Source organism: Lutibacter oceani (genome assembly GCF_003384935.1).
GTDB lineage: Bacteria > Bacteroidota > Bacteroidia > Flavobacteriales > Flavobacteriaceae > Lutibacter > Lutibacter oceani.
In genome coordinates, this window is record NZ_QTTQ01000011.1 from 666,441 (window position 1) to 691,405 (window position 24,965).

Here is a 24,965-nt window from a genome sequence, read left to right on the forward strand (position 1 = left end):
ATTTTAGCATTTATACCACCTTAATTTAGGTGTTTTAAATAGCGTTCATTATTAAACACTATAAAACATGGAAATACTTACAAAAAATACAAATACATCACCAAAAAAAAACATATAGAAAACTAGGATTTACTTATTTAGAAACCGCAGAAATTGTAGTTCATTTAAATGAATTAATTGCAAATTATATTGTGCATTATCACAAATTAAGAAATTTTCATTGGAATATTGAAGGTCCTGATTTTTTTGAACTTCATCAAGAGTTTGAAGACGAATATAACACCGTTAAAGAAAATATTGATATACTTGCCGAAAGAGTGCGAGTATTTGGAATTAAACCTTCAATGACAATGACAGAAATTTTATCCGTTTCTGAAATTAAAGAAGCTAAAGCAGCTAAAATGACACCAATTGAGATGGTAACCCAGCTGCTTAAAGATTATGATATTTTACACCATAAAATGCTAAATGTTGTAAATGCTGCATTAGACACTGGAGATAATGTAACCGAACAAATAATAACTGATTTTATGAGAACACTAGAAAAGAGAAATTGGATGTTTACCTCTTGGACTAAGTAATACTAGTAATTTCTCATACATATATAACCTAGAAAATCTCAGATCAATTTTTGATCTGAGGCTTTTTATTTATTTATTTTAACCCGGTGTTAAAATTAACCATACCGCAATCGTTTTAGTAATTTTAAGACGAATTTAATACCTAATAGTAAGGCTCTTACCGTTAATACTTTGTATATTTGACCTTCAAAATTAAACACATTTTAGAATGAACAAGAAAGTAATATTAATGATATTAGATGGATGGGGAATTACTCAAGATCCTGAGGTTTCAGCTATTTTTAATGCAAAAACTTCATACATAGATAGTTTATATAATATTTATCCAAATGCCAGTTTACGTACCGATGGAGAACATGTAGGTTTACCTGAAGGTCAAATGGGAAATAGTGAAGTTGGACATATGAATTTAGGTGCCGGTAGAATTGTATACCAAAACTTAGTTAGAATTAATATGGCTGTTAAAAATAAAACTTTAGGTCAGGAAAAAGTTTTATTAGATGCGCTAAAATATGCTAAAGAAAATAATAAAAATATTCATTTATTGGGCTTGGTTTCTAATGGTGGTATTCACTCTCACATAGATCATTTAAAAGGATTGTTAGATGTTGCTGCTGAAAATAATGCCAAAAATGTGTATTTACATGCATTTACTGATGGTAGAGATTGTGACCCAAAATCTGGTAAATTCTTTATCAATGATATTCAAGAACATATGGCTAAAACAACTGGTGAATTGGCTTCAATTACCGGTCGTTATTTTGCAATGGATCGTGATAAACGTTGGGAACGTGTAAAAATTGCTTATGATGCTTTGGTTAATGCAACTGGTTCAACATCTACCAATGCAATTGAAAGTATTGAAAACAGTTATGCAAATGATGTAACTGATGAGTTTATTCAGCCAATTATAATGATAAATGCTGATGGAACTCCAAAAGCACCAATAAAAGCTGATGATGTTGTAATTTTCTTTAACTACAGAACAGATAGAGGTCGTGAATTAACAGAAGTGCTTACACAACAAGATTTTCCTGAGTTTGGTATGAAAACATTACCATTACACTATGTAACAATGACCAATTACGATGAAACTTTCAAAAACATAAATGTAATTTATAATACTGATAATTTGGAAGAAACTTTAGGTGAAGTGTTAGAAAAAGCAGGCAAAAAACAAATTCGTATTGCTGAAACTGAAAAGTATCCACATGTAACATTTTTCTTTTCAGGAGGAAGAGAACAAGAATTTGAAGGTGAAAAAAGATTATTATGCCCATCTCCAAAAGTTGCTACGTACGATTTAAAACCAGAAATGAGTGCCTATGAAATTAAAGACGCAATTATTCCTGAATTAAAAAAAGGAGATGTTGATTTTGTGTGTTTAAACTTTGCAAATGGTGATATGGTTGGACATACTGGAGTTATGGAGGCTGCTATAAAAGCTTGCGAAGCAGTTGATGAATGCGTTAAAGATGTTGTTTCTGTTGCTAATGAAAACAATTATACAACTATTATAATTGCAGACCATGGTAACTGTGAAACTATGAAAAACCCTGATGGTTCACCTCATACGGCACATACAACCAATCCTGTTCCATTTATTGTTGTTGATAAAGATGTAAAAAATATTAAAGATGGTGTTTTAGGTGATATTGCTCCAACAATTTTAAAATTAATGGGGATTGAACAACCTAAAGAAATGACCAGACATTCATTAATTTAATTTTGTAAGTTTACTTGATAAAATTCACAAATAATGAAAAACATATTTTTTTGCTTAATCTTAATTGCAACAATTAGTTGTTCAACTTCAAAAAAGACTGTATCAAATCCTGTTAAAGAAGATACAACTCCAGTAAAAGTTGTTGTAACAGCTTCTAAAGATGCTTCAGGAAATTTAATTGGTATTGCCAATAAAGACAGTTTTCTTCAAGAACCTTATAACAATTGGTTCACACCAAATTATGAGGGTTATACTTTAAATGAAGAAGTTATTTCAGCATTGAAACCACTTCTAAAAAATATAACAATTAAAGCATTTATGGGAACTTGGTGTGGTGACAGTAAACAGCAAACTCCTATTTTATATAAGATTTTAGATAATACTGATTTTAATTATAATAATTTAGAATTAGTTACAGTTAATAGAAGTAAAAAAACCCCTGATAATTTACAGGAAGGTTTCAATATAATAAGAGTACCTACCTTTATTTTTTATAAAAATGGAAAAGAGATTGGTCGCTTTGTTGAATACCCAAGAGAAACCGTTGAGGAAGATATGTTAAAAATTGTTAGCGGAGAGTTGTATAAACATTCTTACGAAGATTAAATTTTAACACTATAAAAAAAGGGGGGGGTAATTAAAAAATTACCCCCTTTTTTTATTTATTATCCTCTAAGTCATTAAGTTCTCCTAACTGTTTTAAAAGGTCAAATGTTTTTATAGCTTCTTCTTCATCAATTGTAGAAATAGCTGCACCAACGTGAACTAATACATAATCTCCAATATTAGCCTCAGGAACCAAGGTTAAACTCACTTCTTTTATAATTCCATCAAAAGATACTTTTCCTACTCTAAAAGTTTCATCTAACTGAGATGTAATTGCTACTAATTTTCCTGGAATTGATAAACACATAATTAGTTGTTTGTTGTTGGTTATTGGTCATTGAGTGGAGTAGAAATGACTTTTTTAATTACATTATATTATGGTTTCGAATCCGCTCAACCATCCATTTTTTTACTTTTTACTTTATACTTTTTAACCATTTATACCAAGCGTCCATTCCATCACCATTTGTAGCAGAAACTTCAAAAAATTTCAATTTTGGATTTACTTGCAAAGCATAATCTTTTAATTTTTGAACATCAATATTTACATAAGGTAACAAATCAATTTTGTTTATAATACAAATATCTGATGTATGAAACATATCTGGATATTTTATTGGTTTATCTTCACCTTCGGTGGTACTAATAATTACAACACGCTTACTTTCACCCAAATCAAACATAGATGGGCAAACTAAATTTCCAACATTTTCAATCATTAAAATTGAATTGTCTTTCATTTCCAATTCCTTAACCGCATCATAAACCATATCACTTTCTAAGTGACAACCTTTGCCTGTATTTATTTGAACAACTGGAATTTTTAAAGCATCTATTCTATTTGCGTCATTTAATGTTTGTTGATCACCTTCTATTACATAAAAAGGAATTTCATCTTTTAAATCTGCCAAAGTACGTTCTAAAAGAGATGTTTTTCCTGAACCTGGTGAACTTACTAAATTTAAAGCAAAAATATTTTTAGCTTCAAAATAACCTCTATTTCTAGCTGCCAATATTTGATTATTTTGTAAAATATCCTGTTCAATTTCTAACACCTTGTGTTTGTGATCATGTGAATGACTGTTGTGCGTGTGAGTATGTTCAGGGTGCGCATGTGAGTGCCCATCGTGATGATGTTCATGATGTGAACGACTGTGATGATTATGATGATGCTCATCGTGAGAATGCAAATGAACATGTTCATTTTCTCTAGGTTTCGAAATTACAGGACCATTAGAATCTGATCCGCAGCCACAAGTTCCACACATAATAATAACCTTTTAAATTACTTCTAACGATTTTACTTTTAGTTCTTTTCCTTTTAATATACCCTTAAAATTACTGCCACATTTTGGACAACAATCATAAATATTTTCCATATAAAATTCGGTATCACAATCTATACATTTGCCTTTTCCTTCAATTACAATAATTTCTTTTTCAGCATGTTCCAAAACAGTTTCTTCCACAGCTGAGCTCCAAACAAAATTTAAAGAATCAATTTCCACACCAGCTAAAACACCAATTTCCAATTCAATTTTAGAAACCTTTTTGGCATTTGCTTTTTTAGTTTCATCTTCGGCAATTTTAACAATACCTAATGCAATTGATAATTCGTGCATTTCTTTTAAAATAGTTATACTCTCAAAGTTACAAAATATATAAAAAGAAAAGGTATGATATAAGTCACTAAAAAATGTATGTAACAATTGTTACCATTTTAAGATTATATAGTCTTATTTTAAAACATTCTAAATTAGAGTGTTACACTTGCTTTAATCAATTTTTATTGTAAATTAGATAGGCGCTTTTTTAAATATAAAAGCAAAAGATTAATTAATCTCTTTTATTACTTAAAACTTAACCTATGTCTACCAATAATGAAAAACGCAAAACCTATTATGAAAGTATCATAAAACAAGGTTATAGCCGTAGAGATTTTATGAAATTTTCTACATATATGGCTGCTTTTATGGGCTTAGAATCTTCAATGGTTGGACAAATAGCTCAATCTTTGGAAAACACACCAAGAATGCCTGTTATTTGGGAACATTACCAAGAATGTACTTGTTGCAGCGAGTCATTTATTAGATCTGATCATCCTATTGTGGCTGATATAATATTAGATCGTATCTCTCTAGATTACACTTTAACATTAATGGCAGCATCTGGTCATCAGGCTGAAGCGGCAAAACAAGAAACAATGAAAAAATACAAAGGAGAATACATTCTTTGCGTTGAAGGTTCTATTCCTTTAGGAGATGATGGAAATTATTGTTGTATTGCCGGAAAAACTGCTAAAGAATCATTTTTAGAAGCTGCTGAAGGCGCAAAAGCAATTATTGCCTGGGGAAGTTGTGCTTCAAATGGTTGTGTACAAGCTGCAAAACCAAATCCAACGGAAGCAACACCTATTCATAAAATAGTTAAAAACAAACCTATAATTAGAGTTCCGGGTTGCCCACCTATTGGTGAAGTTATGGCAGGTGTTATTGTTCATGTTGTTGCTTTTGGGCGTTTACCTGAATTAGACAGGTTAGGAAGACCTAAAGCTTTTTATGCAAAACGTGTACATGATAGTTGTTATAGACGACCATATTATGATGCAGGATTGTTTGCAGAAACTTTTGATGATAAAAATGCCAAAGATGGTTATTGTTTATACAAATTAGGTTGTAAAGGACCTATGACTTACAATTCTTGTGGAACCATAAAATGGAACAATGGAGTTAGTTATCCTATTCAATCAGGTCATGGATGTATTGGTTGTAGTGAAGCTAATTTTTGGGATAATGGACCTTTCTATGAAAGGGCAACCAAAGTTCCAGGCTTAACAGAAGAAGGTCTTGCTGATGATATTGGTAAAGTTGCAGCTGGAGTTCTTGCCGGCGGACTTGCAGTACATGCTGTAGCTGCAAATATTTCTAAACGAAAAGAACTTATGAGCAGAATAAATCGCGGTAAAAGCAACGAGAAAAATATTGATTCTTAAAACTTAAAACAATGGCAAATAGAATAGTAGTTGATCCTGTTACACGTATTGAGGGTCATTTAAGAATAGAGGCAGAAATAAAAGACGGAATAATTGTAGATGCTTTTAGTTCCAGTACCATGGTTAGAGGTATTGAAAATATTGTAAAAGGTCGTGATCCTAGAGATGTATGGGCCTTTGTACAACGTACTTGCGGTGTTTGTACTACGGTACATGCATTAGCTTCAGTTAGAGCTGTTGAAGATTCTTTAGGAATTGCAATCCCTCAAAATGCTGAAATGGTTCGTAATATAATGGAAGGAGCTTTGTATATGCATGACCATGCTGTACATTTTTATCACTTACACGCATTAGATTGGGTTGATGTTGTAAATGCGTTAAAAGCTGACCCTAAAAAAACTTCTGAATTAGCGCAAAGTATTTCTAAATGGCCAAAAAGTTCACCTGGTTATTTTTCAGACATTCAAAAAAGAATTCAAAAATTTGTTGAAAGCGGTCAGTTAGGAATTTTTGCCAATGGTTATTGGGGACATCCACAAATGAAATTACCTGCTGAAGTTAATTTATTAGGTGTTGCACATTATTTAGAAGCATTAGAATGGCAAAAAGAAATTGTTAAAGTTCATACTATTTTTGGTGGTAAAAACCCACATCCTAACTATTTGGTTGGTGGAATGGCCTGTGCAATTAATACTGAAAACCCTGGAGGACTAACTGCTGAAAGATTAGCCTATGTTGGGCAATTATTACAAGATGGAAAAGAATTTATAGAACAAGTTTATATTCCCGATTTATTAGCAATTGCTTCATTCTATAAAGATTGGGGAGCTATTGGAAAAGGATTTGGTAATTATATGAGTTATGGCGATTTTCCAACAAATGGTTATGCTGATATTTCAAACTTTAAATTTCCACAAGGTGTAATAATAGGAAGAGATTTATCAAAAGTACATGATGTAGATCATAGAAATGATGATATTGAAGAATTTGTAAACAATTCTTGGTACGATAATTATGCAGAAGGAAAAGATACAGGTAAACATCCTTGGGAAGGTGAAACAAATATTAAATATTCTGGTCCAAAACCACCTTATACTCATTTAAATGTAGAAGAAAAATATAGTTTTATAAAAACTCCTCGCTGGAAAGGAATGCCAATGGAAGTAGGACCACTTGCTCGTTTATTAGTAGGTTATGGAAGAGGCAATAAAGAAATTCAAGATGCAGTAAATGGCGCATTATCTCATTTAAATGTTCCTGTAGATGCATTATTTTCAACTTTAGGACGCACTGCAGCACGTGGTATAGAAACACAATTAGTTGCCGGTTGGACATTGGAATTCTACAACACATTAATGAATAACATTAAAAACGGTGATGAGCGTATGGCCAATATGGAAAGTTGGGATCCTAAAACTTGGCCTGCTGAATCAAAAGGTGTTGGGTTTATGGAAGCTCCAAGAGGTGCATTAGCACATTGGATTAAAATTAAAGATGGTAAAACAGAAAATTACCAACAAGTTGTACCAAGTACATGGAATGCTTCACCACGTGACCCAAAAGGTCAACGTTCTGCGTATGAATCTGCCTTAATTGGAACACCAGTTGCCGATCCTGAATTGCCGTTAGAAATTATTAGAACTATCCATTCGTTCGACCCTTGTTTGGCGTGTGCGGTACATTTATATGATGAACACGGAAATCATATTTCAAAAGTTCAAAATATAGCAAGTTGTGAAAGCTAAACTTTAAATTATGGAAACTAGGAATTTTAAAAGAGTAATGGTATGGGAACTTCCTGTTAGAATTTTTCACTGGATAAATGTTCTTGCAATAATTGTACTTACTGTTACCGGATTTTTAATTGCGAACCCTCCTGCACTACTTTCAAGTGCAGAGGCAACCAACTTACATACTTTTGGAATAATTAGGTTTATACATTTTACAGCTGCTTATATTTTCTTTTTTGTAATGATTTTAAGAGTTTATTGGGCTTTTAATGGAAATCAATTTGCAAGCTGGAGAGCGTTTTGGCCTTTCAGTAAAAAAAATTGGAACAACTTTTGGCATGTACTTAAAATTGATATTTTCCTTTTAAATGAAGAAAAACGAAATGTAAAAAATATTAGTATTGGTCATAACAGCGTTGCAACTTTGTCATATTTAGTCATGTTTTTTATTGCCTTAATACAGATAGCTACGGGTTTTGCATTGTATGCTGACATGTCTGGCTGGTGGTTGCCAAAATTATTTAGTTGGGTAATTCCAATTTTTGGAGGCGACTTTATGGTAAGAACCATACATCATATTTCAATGTGGCTATTTATTTTCTTTAGTATGGTGCATATTTATTTGGTGTTTTATCATGATTATATTGAAGGAAGAGGAGAAGTTTCATCAATGTTTGGAGGTTTTAAATTTGTAAGTGAAACGCGATTAAAAAAAGCAGCTAAATTTCATGACAAAGAAATAGAAGAAAAGTAATAGATTAGTTTAGTTAAAAGTAAATTCATTTTGTCACTGCATTTAAAGGCATCATGAATTTACTTTTTAAACCTTATAATATGAATATAAAAGAAAGACCACCTGTTGCTATTTGTAGCGACTCCCATTTTTTTGAAAAAGATAAATCTAACAGCATTTTAGTAATGGGTGTTGGTAATTATTTAATGGGAGATGAAGGAATTGGAGTACATATTATTCAAGAAATGTCTAAAAACCAATTACCTGAATATATAGATATTTTAGATGGTGGTACCGGTGGTTTTCTATTATTAAACTGTTTTGAAGCTTATAAAACCATTATTTTTGTTGATGCCACAATGGACGGAAAACCTGCTGGAACAATTTCGCTTATTCGACCAAAATTTGCATCTGATTTTCCATCAGCATTAAGTGTGCACGATGTAGGATTAAAAGATATGATTGAAGCGGTTTATTTAATGGAAGAAATTCCTGACATTCATTTATTTACGGTTTCTATTGAAGAATTAAATCCAATGACCATTGAGTTAAATGAAAAAGTTAGTGCAGCAATTCCTGAAATAATTAAGCAAATTTTAAATCATTCAGCCGAACTTCACCTAAAAAAATCGTAAATTTATAGTACGTTTTTAAAGCTATAAATTGAATGTTAAAAACCTACAAAATTACAATATCAGGTCAAGTACAAGGCGTAGGTTTTAGACCGCATGTTTATAGTTTAGCCCATAAATTCAACCTAAAAGGCAATGTTTCAAATAACGAAGAAGGTGTTATAATTTTTATTTCTGGGGCTGAAAATACCGTGTATAAATTTTATAAAAAATTACTTCAATTTCCACCACCCGTTTCTCTTATAAAAGAAAGCTCAATTATTGAAATTGATATTCGAAATTTTGAAGATTTTAAAATTATCCCTTCAAATAAAAACAGACCGTTAAATTTACCTCTAACACCTGACTTTGCCATTTGTGAAGATTGCAAAAAAGAAATTGAAACTGTAGATAACAGGCGTTATAATTATGCTTTTACTACGTGTGTTAATTGCGGTCCACGTTGGTCTATTACTAAAACTTTCCCCTTTGAAAGAACCCATACAAGTATAGATGATTTTCCAATGTGTGATACATGTAAAAACGAATATACAAATCCTAATAACAGACGCTTTCATTCACAAACAAATACCTGTTCAACTTGTGGCATAAACTTGATATTAATTTCTTCCGAAGGGAAAAAAATTAAAACTTCAAAAGAAAAAATATTTCAAAAAATAGTACAACTTTTAAAAGAGGGAAATATAATTGCAATTAAAAACACCAGTGGTTACTTATTATGTTGTAATGCTGAAAATGAATCCGTTATTCAAAAATTAAGAACCACAAAAAACCGACCTAATAAACCTTTTGCAGTTTTATTTCCTTCTTTAGCTTTTCTTAAAAATGAATTAGATTTAAATACAAATGAAGTTAAATCTCTTACTTCAAAAGAAAGACCAATTACCATTATTTCATCAAAAAACTATTACGGGAAAATTGCTTTAAATAAAGTTTCTCCAGGTTTAAATCAACTAGGTGTTATGTTACCTTATTCGGGAATTTTGCAATTATTAGCCAATCAATTAAATTTTCCAATTATTGCAACAAGTGGAAATATTCATGGGTCACCAATAATTAATGAAAATGAGGACGCTTTAGATAAATTAAAAAATATAACCGATTATTTTTTACAGCATAATTTAAAAATTACACATCCTCAAGATGATTCTGTAATTAAATTCAGCTATAAATTTCAGCAAGAAGTATTGTTTAGAAGATCTCGTGGTTTTGCTCCAAATTATTTGAATGTTAAAATAAATTCCACTGAAAAAATAATGGCTTTAGGAGCAGATTTAAAAAGTAGCATTGCTTTTTATCCAAATCAATGTTTGTATGTGAGTCAATATATTGGAAATCTCGAAAATTTTGATGTTTACAATCGTTTTATTTCAACAATAAATTCATTTATAAACATATTTGAGCAAGAACCAAATGTAATTTTAGCAGATAAACATCCTAGCTATTACAGTTCACGATTTGGGAAAGAAATAGCTCAAAAAAATAACATAAAATTACTTGAAATTCAACATCACAAAGCACATTTTACAGCTATTTTAGGTGAACATAATTTATGGAGTGAAAAAGTTTTAGGAATTGTTTTTGATGGAACCGGTTACGGTGATGATTCTAATATTTGGGGTGGAGAATTCTTTAATTATGAAAAAAATACTATTGAAAGAATACACCATTTATCGTATTTCGATTGGTTACTAGGTGATAAAATGTCTAAAGAACCACGCATTTCTTTATTATCGTTGGCTTCTTTAGAAATGCATGAAATCTTAAGCGAAAAATTCACAAAAAACGAATTAAAAACCTATCAAAATTTAAAAAAATCAAACACTTTAAAAACCTCTTCAATTGGAAGGTTATTTGATGCTGTTGCATCTTTACTTAATATTACAGATTATAATTCTTATGAAGGAGAAGCTGCAATTTTATTAGAAAATTCAATAGATTCTTACAAATTAAATACGTGTAAAAGTTATTTAAATTCTACAGAAAGTGGAATTTCAGCAAGAGAGATCATTCAAAATATGTTTACTGATATTAAAAATGGCGTTTCAAAAGAAAAATGTATTCTTAATTTCTTATTTACGTTGGCAGATTCAATCCTTAAAATAGCTAAACAAACTGATTATAAACATATTGCTTTTAGTGGTGGGGTTTTTCAGAATACTACTTTGGTAGATTTATTATTAAAATTGGCTCCCAAAGAAATAAAGTTGTATTTTCATACAGATTTACCTCCTAACGATGAAAATATTTCCTTTGGACAATTAATGTATTATTTAAATATAAAATGAAAATAGATTTAAAAAATATAACTTACGTTCGTTAACCTGAACTTGTTTCAGGTTCTCATAATCATTGGATGTAAGTTTGATGAGGTTCTGAAATAAATTCAGAATGACGCTTTTTAAAACTTTTTGAATGCCTTTTTGAAAGGTGTAAAAAGAACATAAAAATGAAATATTTAAGTGAATATAGAAACTTAGAAGCTACTAAAAAAGTCTTGGATGAAATTCATAAAATAACAACTTGTGAATGGAACATTATGGAAATTTGTGGTGGACAAACACACGGCTTAGTAAAAAATGGAATTTTAGAATTATTACCCGAAAAAGTGCGAATGATTCATGGTCCTGGTTGTCCCGTTTGTGTTACCCCTTTAAATTTAATTGATAAAGCCATTGAATTGTTAGAACAAGGAGTTATTGTATGTTCTTTTGGTGATATGATCCGTGTTCCTGGAAGTAAAAAAAGTTTATTAGAAGCCAAAGCATTAGGTGGAGATTTACGCATTTTATATTCTCCCATTGAAGCAGTTTCAATAGCCAAACAGAACCCTGATAAGGAAGTGGTGTTTTTTGCGGTTGGCTTTGAAACTACAGCTCCAGCAAATGCATTGTCGGTTTTACACGCAGAAAAAGAAGGTGTTTCTAATTATTCCATTTTAGCTTCACATGTATTAGTTCCACCAGCAATGGAAGCAATTTTAGATGATAAATTTTGTACTATAAATGCCTTTTTAGGCGCTGGACATGTATGTGCAATTATGGGAACGCAAGAATATGTTCCTTTGGTGAACAAGTATAAAATTCCGATTGTAATTACAGGTTTTGAACCATTGGATTTGGTACAAGGAATTTATTTGGCTATAAAACAATTGGAAGAAGGGAAATACAAATTAGAAAATCAATATTCGCGCATTGTAAAAACTGAAGGAAATATAGCTGCTATTAATGTTATTCAAAAGATATTTGAAATTGGCACAAGAGAATGGCGTGGCATTGGTGAAATTCCAAATAGTGGTTATGTAATAAAAGAAGCTTACAGAAAATATGATGCTGAAGCAAAATTCAATATTAGTTATATAAATGTACCTGAAAATGCTAACTGTATTGCTGGTGAAATTTTACGAGGCTTAAAAAAACCGAATCAATGTGAACAGTTTGGAAAAACGTGTAAACCTTCCAATCCATTAGGAGCACCAATGGTTTCTTCCGAAGGTGCGTGTGCGGCATATTATCATTTTTCAAACAATTTAATCAAATAACATGGATATAGAAAACATAGGATTTGAAACTATAAACTTGGGACACGGAAGTGGGGGAGAATTAACAAGGAATTTATTAGATAAAATAATTTTTAAGACTTTTAGCAATCCTTTTTTAGATCAAAAACACGATGGTTCTATTGTAAAAATTGAAGGAGAAATAGCTATTTCAACAGATAGTTTTGTAATAACGCCAATATTTTTTAAAGGTGGAAATATTGGAAGTTTAGCAGTTCATGGAACTGTAAATGATGTTGCTATGTGCGGTGCAATACCAAAATACTTATCATTAGCTTTTATTGTTGAAGAAGGTTTAAAAGTTTCCGAATTTATAAAAATAGTGCAGTCTGTAAAAAAAGCAGCTGATGAAAGTGGTGTTTTAATTATTACTGGAGATACAAAAGTTGTTGAACGTGGAAAAGGTGACAAAATTTTTATAAACACTACTGGTTTTGGAGCTGTACATGCTAAAGCTACTATTTCAGTTAACAACATTAAAGAAGGTGATAAAATTTTGGTAAACGGATTTATTGCACAACACGGAATGGCAATTATGAGTGAACGTGAAGGTTTAGAATTTGAATCGACTATTGAAAGTGATTCAACCAATTTAAATTTTTTAGTTACTGATTTATTAGATGCTTTTGGTGATAAAATCAAACTATTTAGAGATCCTACACGTGGTGGTTTAGGAACCGTTTTACATGAAATTGCTAATGATATTAATAAAGGAATTTTTATAAAAGAGATCTATATTCCTTTAGAAAAACAAGTGGCTGCAGCTTGTGAAATGTTAGGCCTAGACCCAATGTATGTTGCTAATGAAGGTGTGTTTTTAGTAATTGTTGATCCAAGTATTGAACAGGAAGTTTTAGCATTAATGAGAAATCATAAAAAAGGGAAAAACGCTGCTTTAATTGGTGAATTTACAAACGAACACCCAAACAAGGTGGTTATGCAAAGTTTAATTGGAGGTAAACGAATTGTAAGTCCGCTAGTTGGTGAACAATTACCTAGAATTTGTTAGTAACAAAAAAAACCTCACAAAATTGTGAGGCTTATAGTTTTATAGCACTATACACAAGTACTAAAAATTTGCACTTGATTATGAGTACTATAAGTTATAAATAACTTTATTTTTTGTATTGTACTCCATTAGTTCAAATTTCTATATTCACTAGGTGTTTGACCAATAGCCTTTTTAAACATCCGATTAAAATGTTGTGGATATTTAAATCCTAGTTCATATGCTATTTCCGAGATACTTTTTTCAGTATCATATATAAGGTTTTTCGCTGCATTAACCAACTTCAGTTGAATGTGTTCTTGTGCTGATTTTCCAGTTTATTTCTTTATTAAATCACCAAAAAATTGGGAGAAAGATGTTGTTCATTAGCAAAATAACTAACGTTAGGAGTTCCCATTTCTTTTATTTTCCCTGAGAGTATATAGGTATTCAGTGACGATTCAAATTTTTCAATAATCCCAACGTTTACCAAGTCTCTTGTAATAAACTGCCTGCCATAGAAACGCGTGCAATAATTTAAAAAAAGTTCGATATTAGATACAATAACACTTTTGCTGTATTTATCTATTCCTTGCGTTAATTCAAATCGAATTTTATCAAAGCAATCCAATACAATTTGTCGCTCACGTTCTGACAAGTGTAGCGCCTCATTCAATTCATAAGAAAAGAATGAATATGTATCAATATTATTTCCAAGATTCGTTCCGCGAATCAAATCTGGATGAAATAATAGTGCATACCCAGCCGGCTTATAGTTTTCTGGAATATGAGTTATATTTACCAATTGACCAGGAGCTACAAAAACAAGTGTACCATCTTGATAATCATAATTTTTTCGACCATATTTTATTACACAAGCATCTCCCTGTTTTAGAAATACTCCATAAAAATGATACCGCAGTAAACTCGTTTTATCCTTAGCAATCAAATTTCCTTCTGAAAGATCTACTATCGTGACAAAGGGATGTAAAGTGGATAAATTAAACCCCTTACAATAATCATTTACCAACACCAAATCTTTTATTTTCTTCATAATAGAATTGTCTTAAATCAAATTTAAGGATATCTTCAGAAAAAATCACAGCTTTAGTAGATTTTCAGTAATAATGGTTGCTAAAACAGTAAATTGGGTAGTTATACTATTCTTTTTAGTTGATACTTTTGAAGAGTAAGAATAAAATAGGAAGTACACACCTATTAAAACAATTAACTTAAATATTGCAGTTCACCTCACTTCTATTCAAAAAGTAAGCGAAATGGTTGGAGTAAAAAATGTTCAATTCAGCAATAATAAAAGTATACAAATTAAAATGAAACGAGCATCACAAATTTTGATCCACAAAGAAATTATTAATGGCTAACTACAGCTGTTACAACTAACAAAATAAAATTTAAACAGATGAAAAAATCAATTTTAGGACTCTTAATTATTCTCTTGAGCGCCCAATTTTCCCTAGCCCAAGATTCAAAAACTGTACAAGAAATAAAAGAGCTTTCAAAATCAAAATGGCAATGGATGGCCGATAAAAATGCCGACAGTCTTGCCGTACTTTTTCATGATAAGGCCAAGTTTGTACATATGGGAGGAACTTGGGGAAAAGACCGGGAGATAGACATCATTAGAAACGGATTCATCCATTACAAGAAAGCGGATATCCATGAAGTTATGTTAGAGGTAATTGGAAATACAGCCATATTATGGAACAGAATTACACTGCTCGCTGTTGTTGGTAGCAATGAGGTAACTACTCCCTTTATGGTAACAGAAGTTTATGTAAAAGAAAATGAAGCATGGAAATTGGCCGATTTAACTTTTAGCAAACTCCTTTCCAGAGATTAAAAAATGTAGAAGGTCAAGCAATTATTAAACAGCATCAAAAAAATAAGATGAACTACTATAACACCCTCAAATACACTATTTTTAGTATCTTTAGTATATTCGCTAATAGAGATTTTACAAATGTCTATTAATAAAATTTAGTCAATTATACTATATTTGATATTTCATCTAAAAAGCATATCATTAATTAAAAGCAAATAACATGGCAAATTATTCATTAAGTGTTAATGGAAAACAACATTCAGTAGAGGTAGATCCTTCTACCCCGTTACTTTGGGTACTAAGAGATCATTTACAACTTGTTGGAACAAAATATGGATGTGGAATTGCCCAATGTGGCTCGTGTACTATTCACGTTGAAAATATTGCAGTAAGGTCTTGTCAATATCCTGTTTCGTTAGTTGGCAATCAAAAAATAACTACTATAGAAGGATTGTCAGAAAACGGAGATCATCCTGTTCAAAAGGCTTGGATAGAAGAAGATGTTGCACAATGTGGTTACTGCCAATCTGGACAAATTATGCAAGCTGCAGCTCTTTTAAAATCAAATCCGAATCCAACTGATGAAGATATTGAATCGGTTATGAATGGTAATATTTGCCGTTGCGGTACTTATACAAGAATTAAAAAAGCAATTAAATCAGCTGCAAAAGCATCCTAAAACAACATCTATGAAAACAACTACAAAAAAAATGGACAGACGTTCCTTTATTCGAGTATCTTCATTAGCAAGTGGAGGATTGATGTTAAGCTTTAACTGGTTAACAGGATGTAAATTCTCTACAGAGGAAGCACTAAAAATGCCAAAAGAATGGTTTGAATTAAACAGTTATATAAAAATTGGCGAAAATGGTTTAACTACGCTCTATTCACCAAATCCGGAATTTGGCCAAAATGTTAAAACTTCGATGCCTATGCTTATTGCCGAAGAATTAGATATTGATTGGAAGCAGGTAATTGTGGAACAAGCTGATTTCTTTCCAGATCGATTCGATCGTCAATTTACAGGAGGAAGTCAGGGAATTAGACAGGGCTGGATTCCTCTTAGAACAGCAGGTGCTACAGCAAGACAAATGCTCGTAAATGCTGCCGCACAAACCTGGGAAGTAGATTCTGCAGAAATTACCACTTTGGATGGAAAAATAATTCATGAATCTTCCGGCAAAGAAACTTCCTATGGAGAAATGGCATCTTTAGCATCAACTTTAGAAGTTCCAAAAGATGTTCAATTAAAAGACCCTAAGGATTTCAAAATTATTGGTCATTCTAAAACTAACGTAGAAAACCCTGCAATAGTTTCTGGAAAACCGCTTTTTGCTATTGATCACTATGTGGAAGGGATGCTAACAGCTATGATAGTGCACCCACCTGCTTTTGGTATGCAGTTAAAATCTTTTGATGCATCTTCTATAAATAATATGCCTGGAATAGTGGACGTTTTTGAAATTAATGTTTTTAAAGATGATTATGCCAGAAATTTTTTCGATACCGCTGCGTTTCCAAAATTAGTTGCTATTGTAGGAAACTCAACTTGGGAAGTATTACAAGCCAAAAAAGCTTTAAAAGTAGATTGGGAACAACAACCCGAATCCAGTTTTAAAATGCTAGGATGGGGAGGTGGAACTTCGGACGTAAAAATCCCAACAGGATTAGAAAGCACGCTGGATCACAACGCTAAAATGGCTGAATTAAGTAAAAAACCAGCACAACTCTTAAGAAAAGATGGCGATCCTGAAAAAGCTTTTAAAGAGGCTGCTAAAATTCTTGAAAGAACCTATACAGCGCCTTTCTTAGCTCATAATACTATGGAACCTATGAATTGTTTTGCAGATGTAAAAAGTGATTCTGCTGTAATATATGGACCTACACAGGCTCCGGAATTTATCAGGGGAACGCTTGCAAATAGCTTAGGTATGGATGCTGAGAAAATTCAAATTAAATTAGCAAGAATGGGAGGTGGATTTGGTAGAAGAGCATACAGTCACCAAATGATTGAAGCCGCCCTAATCTCTCAAAAAGTAAAAACTCCTGTTAAGTTAGTTTATACACGAGAAGATGACATGACAAATGGTGTTTACAGACCTTCCTATATAGCAACCTATAGAGCTGCATTAGATAAAGACAATAATTTAATTGGATTGCATATAAAAGGTGGTGGAGTACCTGAACATGCCGTGCATGCAGATAGATTTCCAGCAGGCGCTATAGAAAACTACTTAGCGGAAGGGTTTCAAATAGAATCTAACATTACCATTGGAGCCTTTAGAGCTCCTAGATCTAACTTTATTGCAACAGCAGAGCAAGCGTTTTTGGATGAACTCGCTGAAGTTATGGGAAAAGATCCAATAGATTTTAGGTTAGAATTATTGGATAAAGCCATAAAAAATCCTGTAGGTGAAAGAAATGATTATGATGCGGAAAGATATGCTGGGGTAATTAAGTTAGTTAAAGAAAAATCGAATTGGGGAGATCCATCCATTAAAACTCCTAGAGGAGTAGCAGCCTATTTTTGTCATAATTCGTATGTTGCAGAAGTAGTAGATTTAGATACTTCTAAGGGAACTCCTAGAGTTGAAAATGTTACAGCTGCTGTAGATTGTGGAATTGTTGTAAACCCAGATGCTGCAAGAAACATGGGAGAAGGTGGAATTATTGATGGAATTGGAAATGCTTTGTTTGGAGAATTAACTTTTAATAATGGAGCCCCAACTAAAAACAACTTTAATAATTACCGAATGATTCGTCAAAGTGAAACACCAAAAAATATTGATATTCACTTTGTAGAAAACAATTATGATCCAACTGGTCTTGGAGAACCATTATTTCCACCTGCTTTTGCGGCATTAACAAATGCCATGTATAAAGCTACTGGCAAGAGAAGTTACAATCAACCTTTGAATAAAGACTAAAATATTCTAGATAAACAATTGAGGTTGAAAATAATCTAGATCTATTAAATAATACAGCTGTTAAGAATTCAATAATTTTTACAGCTGTATTTTACAACATTACAAAAACAGCATAATAATTTTTATTGGTGAGTAGCACTTTTTAACTGCTGATAGATTTCAGGCGTATCCATATCTACTAATTTATTGCCGGCATATACTATCTGTACATTTTCACTATGGTTGTGAACAACAGATTTAGCTCCTGAATCTCCTTTTAATTTGGCTAGTTCTTGTAAATAACATTGATCAAAAAGAGCTGGAACACCTCTCCATCCATTGTCTGATTCTGAAACAATAAGTTGCTTTTCATTCGCTTTAAAACTTTTAACTATAGTATTTAAATGCTCAGTATCTACTAATGGCTGGTCTATAGTTGTGATAATTACCCCATCAATATTTTTTATAGTATCCATCACTTTTTTAACTGCAAAAGCAATAGAGGTGCTCATTCCCTCTTCCCAATCTTGGTTAATTATTATATTGACTTCTATTGACTTAATAAAGGGAATTATCTGATCCGCATTTGCTCCCAATACAACAAAAACTTGTTGATGTGTATCTAATAAATTTCTTAACTGAAATTCAATTAATGTTTTTCCTTTCCAAAATAATAAAGGTTTGGGAGATCCCATTCGTGAGGATTCCCCTGCAGCCAAAAGTATAATTGGTAAATTAGGCATGTATGTGACCTGATTTATCTTTAAGAATCATAGGGTTTTGATTTCTAACTACTGATAGAATTTCCGCAATTATTGAGACAGCAATTTCTTGTGAAGATTCTGCTCCAATATTAATTCCTGCTGGACCTCTTAACTGATCAATAAAGTCAAAATCAATGTCTGGATTGTATTCCAACAACTTATCCATTAACCGTTCTCTACGATGTTTAGGTCCCAATAGCCCAAAATACGCAGGATACACATCTTTTAAAGCCAATAAATATTGAACATCTTTATTAAAACTATGGGTCATTAATACAATAGCCGTTTGCTTATCAATATTGGAAGTATCAATTTTATCGTATAAAGGAGTTATCAGTTTTGATGCTTCTTTAAAATAATCTATAGTTTTTGCTTCATCTGGAGAAGCCATAATAGTAACATCCCATCCCACGTTAGCTGCCGCTATACATAGTTGAACAGCATCATGTTCTGAACCAATAATAAGTAACTGAAATAATGGTGGTAGTTTTTGCTCGAATTTAATAAGCTGCTCGTCTTCCTTTACTAACTTATTAAATGGAAAGGTTTTGTCTTCTATTTTAATTATAGATCCAATATGTTCAAATTCCCCAAATTCCTTTTTGTATTGAGATTGAATCATTATGGAAACTCTATTTTCAATGGCTTTATTAAATGCTTGATATAATTCATTGGTTAATTCAAATGGCTCAATTAACATATAAATAACACCTTCACAACCCAAACGAAGTCTGCCATCATAATTTATCATTTTTGATTTCCCTTCTTTAAAAACAGAACCCGACTGAAAGGTTACTTCCTTCTCAACGCAACCACCACTAACAGCACCCATTGCTTCTCCTTGTTCGTTTAACAACATTCTAACACCAGGTCTTCTATATGAAGAACCTTCTAGTTCAACCACCGTAACTAAAACAGATTTTTTACCTTCTTCTTGCCATTTTTTGGCTTGTTCAATAATGGATTTAAGCTCGTGCGTCATTAGAAAAGTTTATCTAATAAAAATACGCTTTTTTGCAAAGAAATCAATAGGATCTTGCGGAAAAATAAAAAAGCACTTATATATTTTATATAAGTGCTTGATCTTATTGTGGTCCCACTTGGGCTCGAACCAAGGACCCTCTGATTATGAGTCAGATGCTCTAACCAGCTGAGCTATGGGACCTAAAACTGGGTGCAAAATTACTACTTTTTATTTTATGTACAACTCTTTTTTGTAATTTTTAAAAATAATCACAATTTAAATTTTCACTACTTTATTAACCTTTTGATTACCAAATAATCAGTAAATATAAAATTGATTTCAAATAATTTAATGTTATTTATAATTTCGCTTTAACCAAACCTTCTGAAATTCTCTTTTTAAAATAATAAAAGATACTTGTTCTATTGAATCTTTTAAATTACTGCTTTTAATAGTAGCTAATTCCTTTTCAGAAATATCAATTCTATATAATAAATTTAAATAATCATCATATTTAAATTGAATTAAATGTAGCAATATTCCGGATAACTCTTCCGCGAGTTTATTAATAGAAATAGTTGATTTAAAAAGCTTATCAATATTTGCCAATTGAAAATCCTTATTAAGCTGAGTTACCAACTTTTCAAATAAATTTTCTGTTGTAACAGTTTTTAATAATTCTAAAGAGTTTTCAGGTTGTAACATTAAATAGTACGTTTCATTAAACCCAAACCAAAGTTTTTAAGTAGTTCTTTTTTATCTTCTGAAATATATAATTCAGTAAGAATTGCAAATGCTTTATTCGTATATTTTTCGATTTCAGTTTTTGTTATTTCTGAAATTTTATTCCTGGTAAATAAATCAGTAACCTCTTGTATTTTAGTTTCAGATTTATTTTCAGTATTGTAAAAACCTATTAATTTTTCTGAATCCATTTTATTACAAACCTCTAATGCTTTTAAATACAAAAAGGTTTTTTTGTTTTCAATAATATCTCCACCAATTTGTTTTCCAAATGTTGATGCATCACCAAAAGTATCTAAAAAGTCGTCTTGTAATTGAAATGCAATTCCTAAATTTAATCCAAACTCATAAATTTTATCCGCTTCCTGTTTTTTAACACCTGCAATAATTGCACCCATTTTCATTGCAGCAGCAACTAAAACCGATGTTTTATAGGTTATCATTTTAATATATTCAGCAATACTAACATTATTTCTGGTTTCAAAATCTATATCTAACTGTTGCCCTTCGCAAACTTCCAAGGCAGTTTTATTAAATAATTTAACTAATTTTTTAAATAATTTCGGATTGTAATTTTCAAAACATTGCGAAGCCAAAATCATCATGGCATCACCTGATAAAATACCTGTATTTACATCCCATTTTTCATGTACGGTTACTTTTCCCCTTCTAATTGGAGCGCTATCCATAATATCGTCATGAATTAAGGTGAAATTATGAAATAGTTCTATTGCCAAAGCTGCATCATAGGCTTTTTTAGAGTTTCCATCAAACAAATCACAAATCATAATTGTTAAAACTGGCCGTAACCGCTTACCTCCTATTTGCAAAATATAATGTATTGGATTATACAAATTAGCAGGTTCCTTAACCACTATTTTCTTGTTTAAATAGGTTAAAAATTCTTCTTTATACGCATTAATTACATCCATGTAGCCTTATTTTTTGTAAAAATACATCTTTACAAATAACAATTTATAAATCAATCATTTTTTTAAATGTTATTAAATTGTTAAAACTTAGGAAACTTTATTTGTTTCTAAAGTTTCCTTTATTATATTTGCACTCGAATTTAAAAAAATGGAAAGAATTAAATGAAGGAAACTATTTTAAAAAAAGCCGGTGAAATATTTTTAAAGTATGGTTTTAAAAGTGTAACAATGGATGATATTGCTAATGATTTAGCCATTTCAAAAAAAACAATTTATAAACATTTTAAAAATAAAGAGGAGCTTGTAGATAGTACAATTAACTATTTGCATGAAACTATGCATAGCACTGTTTTATGTATTTGTGATAAAGGCTATAACGCAATTCAGGAGAATTTTGAAATTAAAAAAATAGTTTCAGATTTATTTAAACATTCAGATGACTCTCCAATGTATCAACTTCAAAAATACTACCCTAAAACATATGGCCGCATTATAAAAGATGAATTTGCAATGTTTAAAGATTGTATTTTCAAGAACATTGAAAAAGGCATAAATGAAGGCTTGTACAGAAAAAATTTAGACCGTGAATTAGTTACAAAATTTTATTTTTCACTAATGATGAGCGTTCATGACAACTCTCTTTACACTTATAATAGAAACACGATAAATAAATTAGAAATTAAAGTATTGGAATACCACACAAGAGCTATTGCTACATTAAAAGGATTAAAAATTTTAGAAGAACAATTACAACAAAACGCAATTTAAGAATGAAAAAAATAATATTATTAGTAATTGGAATACTGCTAAGTATTAATTTAAATGCCCAAGAAAAGATTTCACTTTCTTTAAAAGAGGCAATAGATTATGCTTTAGAAAATAGTTATTCTGCAATAAATGCATCACGAGATATTGATACAGCTAAAAAGAAAAAATGGGAAACTACCACCATAGGCTTACCACAAATAAGTGCAAAAATCGACTATCAAAACTGGATTAAACAACAGGTTTCTTTATTGCCAGCCGAATTTTTTGGTGGTAATGCAGGAGAATTTGCTGAAGTTGCTTTTGGTACAAAACATAATATGAATGCTACAGCTACTTTAGATCAGTTAATTTTTGATGGCTCGTATTTAGTAGGTTTACAATCTGCTAAAACTTATTTACAAATTTCTGAAAATGCAAAAGAAAAAACAGATTTAGGAATAAGAGAAGCCGTAATTAATGCTTATGGAAACGTTTTATTAAGTGAAGAAAGCATTTTAATTTTAGAAAAAAACATTGCTACTTTAGAAAAAAACTTAACCGAAACCAATCAAATTTATTTAAATGGTTTAACAGAAGAAGAAAATGTAGAACAGCTTAAAATTACATTAGCAACTATTAAAAGTCAGCTTTCTAAAACTAAAAAGTTAAATAACATTGCATATAAAATGTTGAATATAACTTTAGGTATAGCTATTAATAAACCTGTATTATTAACTGATAATCTTAACAACCTTTCAAAAGAGTATAGTAATTTAGGCTTACTTTCATCAGAATTAACTATTGAAAACCATGTTGATTTTAAAATTGCTAAAAACACTGAAAAATCTAATGAACTACTTGTAAAATTAGAACAAAGTAAAGCATTACCATCATTGAGCAGTTTTGTAAACTTTGGATATGCAGGATTTGGTCAAAACTTCGATTTCTTTAAAAAAGAACAAAAATGGTTTGATTCATCTTTGCTAGGTGTTTCTATAAATGTTCCAATTTTCAGCAGTTTAGCACGTAGTTCAAGAACACAACAGGCTAAAATTGAACTTGAAAAAGCAAAAACAAATCTTACAGAAACTGAACAAAAATTAATGTTACAACTTGAATCTGCCAAAACTGAATACAATTATAGTTTGGAAGAATTAGAAACATCAAAACAAAATTTGGCATTAGCAGAACGTATAGAAAAAAAGCAACAAATTAAATTTTTTGAAGGTATTTCAACAAGTTTCGAATTAACAGAAGCCCAAAGACAATTGTATACAATGCAACAAAATTACTTACAAGCAATGCTTAATGTAATTGCAACAAAAGCTGCGTTAGATAACGCATTAAACATATCAATCAACTAAAAAAATACTTAAAATGAAAAAAATAATAGCACTAAGCATAGCAACTATAATAACATTTTCTTGTGGAGAAGAAACTAAAAAATCTTCATTAGAAGAACTGAATGAACAAAAATTAATTTTGGTAAGTCAAATAGATAGCTTAAACAATGAACTTGAAACTCTTGAAAGTCAAATATCTAAATTAGACACCAATATAAAACATCCAATTGTTACTGCATTCACTATTAAAAATGATGTTTTTAAACATTATATAGAAATTCAAGGTGTAGTACAAGCAGATAAAAACATTGAAATTCGTCCGGAATTAGGTGGTACAGTACAAAACATTTTAGTAAAAGAAGGTCAAAAAGTTGCTGCTGGTCAATTGTTGGTTCAGTTAGACGATGCAACTATAAAAAACAATATTGATGAATTAAATACACAATTAAACTTAGCTAAAACGACTTTTGAGCGTCAGGAACGCCTATGGAATCAGAAAATTGGTTCTGAAATGCAATATTTACAAGCAAAAGCACAAAAAGAAAGTTTGGAAAATAATTTAGCTTCCATTAAAACCCAAGCTCGTAAAATGAAAATAATTGCACCATTTAGTGGAATTGTTGATGTCATTTATCCTAAAAATGGAGAACTTACAAATCCGCAAACACCTATTGTAAGACTTATAAATTTAGATAAAGTATATGTTGAAGCTGACATTACAGAATCTTATTTACCAGTTATAAAAGTGGGAACTGAAGTTATATTAAATTTCCCATCAATTAACAAAGAAGTTACTTCAGAAATTGCACAAATAGGACATTATATAAATCCTGATAACAGAAGTTTTAAAACTAGAATCAATATTTCAAATAAAGATCAAAGCATAAAACCAAACCTTTTAGCTGATTTAAAAATACTAGATTTTGAAGTTAACGGAATTAAAATTCCATCTAATTTAGTACAACAAGATCAAACTGGTGCAGACTATGTTTTTACTATAATAGATGAAAATGGTGGACATAAAATTGTTAAAACTTTAATTACTGTAGCTAATGAATACAAAAATGAAGTTTTTGTAAGTGAAGGATTATCTGAAAATGATAGAATAGTAAATGCAGGAGCCAGACTTATAAAAGCTGGTGATATTGTTGAAGTACGCGAAAATTAAATCATTT

The 24,965-nt window shown here is 30.9% G+C and carries 25 protein-coding genes and 1 tRNA gene; 16 read left to right on the top strand and 10 right to left on the bottom strand.

The window, feature by feature from the left end; translation table 11 throughout:
* Positions 1-152: 152 nt before the first annotated feature.
* The 3 genes from BX611_RS12180 (at position 153) to BX611_RS12190 (ending at position 2,913) form a co-directional block, all read left to right on the top strand.
* On the top strand, positions 153-581 hold the full coding sequence (locus BX611_RS12180; RefSeq protein ID WP_262510563.1) for a Dps family protein: 429 nt from the start codon (positions 153-155) through the stop codon (positions 579-581).
* 208 nt (positions 582-789) lie between these two features.
* A complete protein-coding gene (gene gpmI, locus BX611_RS12185; protein WP_115881642.1) occupies positions 790-2,307 on the top strand; it encodes a 2,3-bisphosphoglycerate-independent phosphoglycerate mutase in 1,518 nt (505 codons plus the stop codon).
* A 33-nt stretch (positions 2,308-2,340) separates the two neighbouring features.
* Positions 2,341-2,913: a thioredoxin family protein gene (locus BX611_RS12190; protein WP_115881644.1), complete on the top strand. Its 573-nt coding sequence runs from the start codon at positions 2,341-2,343 to the stop codon at positions 2,911-2,913.
* A gap of 52 nt (positions 2,914-2,965) precedes the next feature.
* Here BX611_RS12190 and BX611_RS12195 read toward each other — a convergent pair whose 3' ends face one another.
* The 3 genes from BX611_RS12195 to BX611_RS12205 form a co-directional block, all read right to left on the bottom strand.
* Entirely contained in the window at positions 2,966-3,220 is a 255-nt protein-coding gene (locus BX611_RS12195; protein ID WP_115881646.1) for a HypC/HybG/HupF family hydrogenase formation chaperone, read from the bottom strand.
* Between the two features lie 109 nt (positions 3,221-3,329).
* Positions 3,330-4,181: a hydrogenase nickel incorporation protein HypB gene (gene hypB / locus BX611_RS12200; RefSeq protein ID WP_115881648.1), complete on the bottom strand. Its 852-nt coding sequence runs from the start codon at positions 4,179-4,181 to the stop codon at positions 3,330-3,332.
* Between the two features lie 12 nt (positions 4,182-4,193).
* Positions 4,194-4,535, bottom strand: coding sequence for a hydrogenase maturation nickel metallochaperone HypA/HybF (locus tag BX611_RS12205; RefSeq protein WP_115881650.1), 342 nt, complete (start codon positions 4,533-4,535; stop codon positions 4,194-4,196).
* Between the two features lie 245 nt (positions 4,536-4,780).
* Here BX611_RS12205 and BX611_RS12210 point away from each other — a divergent pair, with 245 nt between their 5' ends.
* The 7 genes from BX611_RS12210 to hypE all read left to right on the top strand — a co-directional run bounded on the left by BX611_RS12210 (position 4,781) and on the right by hypE (position 13,568).
* A complete protein-coding gene (locus tag BX611_RS12210) occupies positions 4,781-5,905 on the top strand; it encodes a hydrogenase small subunit (protein ID WP_115881652.1) in 1,125 nt (374 codons plus the stop codon).
* An 11-nt stretch (positions 5,906-5,916) separates the two neighbouring features.
* Positions 5,917-7,650, top strand: a complete 1,734-nt coding sequence (locus BX611_RS12215) for a nickel-dependent hydrogenase large subunit (protein WP_115881654.1) — start codon at positions 5,917-5,919, stop codon at positions 7,648-7,650.
* A gap of 10 nt (positions 7,651-7,660) precedes the next feature.
* Entirely contained in the window at positions 7,661-8,389 is a 729-nt protein-coding gene (gene cybH / locus BX611_RS12220; protein ID WP_115881656.1) for a Ni/Fe-hydrogenase, b-type cytochrome subunit, read from the top strand.
* 80 nt (positions 8,390-8,469) lie between these two features.
* Positions 8,470-9,003, top strand: coding sequence for a hydrogenase maturation protease (locus tag BX611_RS12225; protein WP_115881965.1), 534 nt, complete (start codon positions 8,470-8,472; stop codon positions 9,001-9,003).
* Between the two features lie 32 nt (positions 9,004-9,035).
* Complete coding sequence (gene hypF, locus BX611_RS12230) at positions 9,036-11,288, top strand: carbamoyltransferase HypF (protein ID WP_115881658.1); 2,253 nt, start codon at positions 9,036-9,038, stop codon at positions 11,286-11,288.
* 161 nt (positions 11,289-11,449) lie between these two features.
* Positions 11,450-12,541, top strand: a complete 1,092-nt coding sequence (gene hypD, locus BX611_RS12235; protein WP_115881660.1) for a hydrogenase formation protein HypD — start codon at positions 11,450-11,452, stop codon at positions 12,539-12,541.
* A gap of 1 nt (position 12,542) precedes the next feature.
* On the top strand, positions 12,543-13,568 hold the full coding sequence (hypE, locus tag BX611_RS12240; protein ID WP_115881662.1) for a hydrogenase expression/formation protein HypE: 1,026 nt from the start codon (positions 12,543-12,545) through the stop codon (positions 13,566-13,568).
* A gap of 128 nt (positions 13,569-13,696) precedes the next feature.
* Here the strand turns inward: hypE and BX611_RS15285 are convergent, their stop codons facing one another.
* Both BX611_RS15285 and BX611_RS12245 read right to left on the bottom strand, forming a co-directional pair.
* A complete protein-coding gene (locus BX611_RS15285) occupies positions 13,697-13,849 on the bottom strand; it encodes a helix-turn-helix domain-containing protein (protein ID WP_317047898.1) in 153 nt (50 codons plus the stop codon).
* A gap of 47 nt (positions 13,850-13,896) precedes the next feature.
* Positions 13,897-14,601, bottom strand: a complete 705-nt coding sequence (locus BX611_RS12245) for an AraC family transcriptional regulator (protein WP_317047899.1) — start codon at positions 14,599-14,601, stop codon at positions 13,897-13,899.
* A gap of 402 nt (positions 14,602-15,003) precedes the next feature.
* Between BX611_RS12245 and BX611_RS12250 the strand changes: the two genes are divergently transcribed.
* From BX611_RS12250 to BX611_RS12260, 3 genes are all read left to right on the top strand, one after another.
* The gene (locus BX611_RS12250; protein ID WP_244923639.1) at positions 15,004-15,408 is read left to right on the top strand and encodes a nuclear transport factor 2 family protein; all 405 of its coding nucleotides are present in this window, start codon (positions 15,004-15,006) and stop codon (positions 15,406-15,408) included.
* Positions 15,409-15,610: 202 nt separating this feature from the next.
* Entirely contained in the window at positions 15,611-16,069 is a 459-nt protein-coding gene (locus BX611_RS12255; RefSeq protein ID WP_115881666.1) for a (2Fe-2S)-binding protein, read from the top strand.
* Positions 16,070-16,079: 10 nt separating this feature from the next.
* Positions 16,080-18,317, top strand: coding sequence for a xanthine dehydrogenase family protein molybdopterin-binding subunit (locus tag BX611_RS12260; RefSeq protein ID WP_115881967.1), 2,238 nt, complete (start codon positions 16,080-16,082; stop codon positions 18,315-18,317).
* 122 nt (positions 18,318-18,439) lie between these two features.
* Here the strand turns inward: BX611_RS12260 and BX611_RS12265 are convergent, their stop codons facing one another.
* The 5 genes from BX611_RS12265 to BX611_RS12285 all read right to left on the bottom strand — a co-directional run bounded on the left by BX611_RS12265 (position 18,440) and on the right by BX611_RS12285 (position 21,700).
* The gene (locus BX611_RS12265; protein ID WP_115881668.1) at positions 18,440-19,039 is read right to left on the bottom strand and encodes a nucleotidyltransferase family protein; all 600 of its coding nucleotides are present in this window, start codon (positions 19,037-19,039) and stop codon (positions 18,440-18,442) included.
* Complete coding sequence (locus tag BX611_RS12270; RefSeq protein WP_115881670.1) at positions 19,032-20,042, bottom strand: XdhC family protein; 1,011 nt, start codon at positions 20,040-20,042, stop codon at positions 19,032-19,034. The genes BX611_RS12265 and BX611_RS12270 overlap by 8 nt, the downstream gene beginning before the upstream one ends.
* Before the next feature lie 109 nt (positions 20,043-20,151).
* Positions 20,152-20,225 (bottom strand) — tRNA-Ile (locus BX611_RS12275).
* A 153-nt stretch (positions 20,226-20,378) separates the two neighbouring features.
* Positions 20,379-20,729, bottom strand: coding sequence for a hypothetical protein (locus BX611_RS12280; RefSeq protein WP_115881672.1), 351 nt, complete (start codon positions 20,727-20,729; stop codon positions 20,379-20,381).
* Positions 20,729-21,700 carry a polyprenyl synthetase family protein gene (locus BX611_RS12285; RefSeq protein ID WP_115881674.1) on the bottom strand — a complete coding sequence of 324 codons (972 nt, stop codon included), beginning with the start codon at positions 21,698-21,700 and terminating at the stop codon, positions 20,729-20,731. Before BX611_RS12285 ends, BX611_RS12280 begins: the two co-directional genes overlap by 1 nt.
* Before the next feature lie 162 nt (positions 21,701-21,862).
* On the opposite strand from BX611_RS12285, the gene BX611_RS12290 reads away from it, so the two are divergent.
* The 3 genes from BX611_RS12290 to BX611_RS12300 are packed head-to-tail and all read left to right on the top strand — an operon-like array spanning position 21,863 to position 24,958.
* On the top strand, positions 21,863-22,468 hold the full coding sequence (locus BX611_RS12290; protein ID WP_115881676.1) for a TetR/AcrR family transcriptional regulator: 606 nt from the start codon (positions 21,863-21,865) through the stop codon (positions 22,466-22,468).
* 2 nt (positions 22,469-22,470) lie between these two features.
* A complete protein-coding gene (locus BX611_RS12295; RefSeq protein WP_115881678.1) occupies positions 22,471-23,811 on the top strand; it encodes a TolC family protein in 1,341 nt (446 codons plus the stop codon).
* A gap of 13 nt (positions 23,812-23,824) precedes the next feature.
* On the top strand, positions 23,825-24,958 hold the full coding sequence (locus tag BX611_RS12300; RefSeq protein ID WP_115881680.1) for an efflux RND transporter periplasmic adaptor subunit: 1,134 nt from the start codon (positions 23,825-23,827) through the stop codon (positions 24,956-24,958).
* Positions 24,959-24,965 lie beyond the last annotated feature (7 nt).

Coding starts and splice junctions, on each gene's coding strand:
- BX611_RS12280 (WP_115881672.1), bottom strand. CDS start 20,729: ATGTTACAACCTGAAAACTCTTTAGAATTATTAAAAACTGTTACAACA.
- BX611_RS12210 (WP_115881652.1), top strand. CDS start 4,781: ATGTCTACCAATAATGAAAAACGCAAAACCTATTATGAAAGTATCATA.
- BX611_RS12205 (WP_115881650.1), bottom strand. CDS start 4,535: ATGCACGAATTATCAATTGCATTAGGTATTGTTAAAATTGCCGAAGAT.
- hypD (WP_115881660.1), top strand. CDS start 11,450: ATGAAATATTTAAGTGAATATAGAAACTTAGAAGCTACTAAAAAAGTC.
- BX611_RS12290 (WP_115881676.1), top strand. CDS start 21,863: ATGAAGGAAACTATTTTAAAAAAAGCCGGTGAAATATTTTTAAAGTAT.
- BX611_RS12195 (WP_115881646.1), bottom strand. CDS start 3,220: ATGTGTTTATCAATTCCAGGAAAATTAGTAGCAATTACATCTCAGTTA.
- gpmI (WP_115881642.1), top strand. CDS start 790: ATGAACAAGAAAGTAATATTAATGATATTAGATGGATGGGGAATTACT.
- BX611_RS12255 (WP_115881666.1), top strand. CDS start 15,611: ATGGCAAATTATTCATTAAGTGTTAATGGAAAACAACATTCAGTAGAG.
- BX611_RS12215 (WP_115881654.1), top strand. CDS start 5,917: ATGGCAAATAGAATAGTAGTTGATCCTGTTACACGTATTGAGGGTCAT.
- hypE (WP_115881662.1), top strand. CDS start 12,543: ATGGATATAGAAAACATAGGATTTGAAACTATAAACTTGGGACACGGA.
- BX611_RS12245 (WP_317047899.1), bottom strand. CDS start 14,601: ATGAAGAAAATAAAAGATTTGGTGTTGGTAAATGATTATTGTAAGGGG.
- BX611_RS12285 (WP_115881674.1), bottom strand. CDS start 21,700: ATGGATGTAATTAATGCGTATAAAGAAGAATTTTTAACCTATTTAAAC.
- BX611_RS12190 (WP_115881644.1), top strand. CDS start 2,341: ATGAAAAACATATTTTTTTGCTTAATCTTAATTGCAACAATTAGTTGT.
- hypF (WP_115881658.1), top strand. CDS start 9,036: ATGTTAAAAACCTACAAAATTACAATATCAGGTCAAGTACAAGGCGTA.
- BX611_RS12300 (WP_115881680.1), top strand. CDS start 23,825: ATGAAAAAAATAATAGCACTAAGCATAGCAACTATAATAACATTTTCT.
- hypB (WP_115881648.1), bottom strand. CDS start 4,181: ATGTGTGGAACTTGTGGCTGCGGATCAGATTCTAATGGTCCTGTAATT.
- BX611_RS12260 (WP_115881967.1), top strand. CDS start 16,080: ATGAAAACAACTACAAAAAAAATGGACAGACGTTCCTTTATTCGAGTA.
- BX611_RS12295 (WP_115881678.1), top strand. CDS start 22,471: ATGAAAAAAATAATATTATTAGTAATTGGAATACTGCTAAGTATTAAT.
- BX611_RS12225 (WP_115881965.1), top strand. CDS start 8,470: ATGAATATAAAAGAAAGACCACCTGTTGCTATTTGTAGCGACTCCCAT.
- BX611_RS12270 (WP_115881670.1), bottom strand. CDS start 20,042: ATGACGCACGAGCTTAAATCCATTATTGAACAAGCCAAAAAATGGCAA.
- cybH (WP_115881656.1), top strand. CDS start 7,661: ATGGAAACTAGGAATTTTAAAAGAGTAATGGTATGGGAACTTCCTGTT.
- BX611_RS12265 (WP_115881668.1), bottom strand. CDS start 19,039: ATGCCTAATTTACCAATTATACTTTTGGCTGCAGGGGAATCCTCACGA.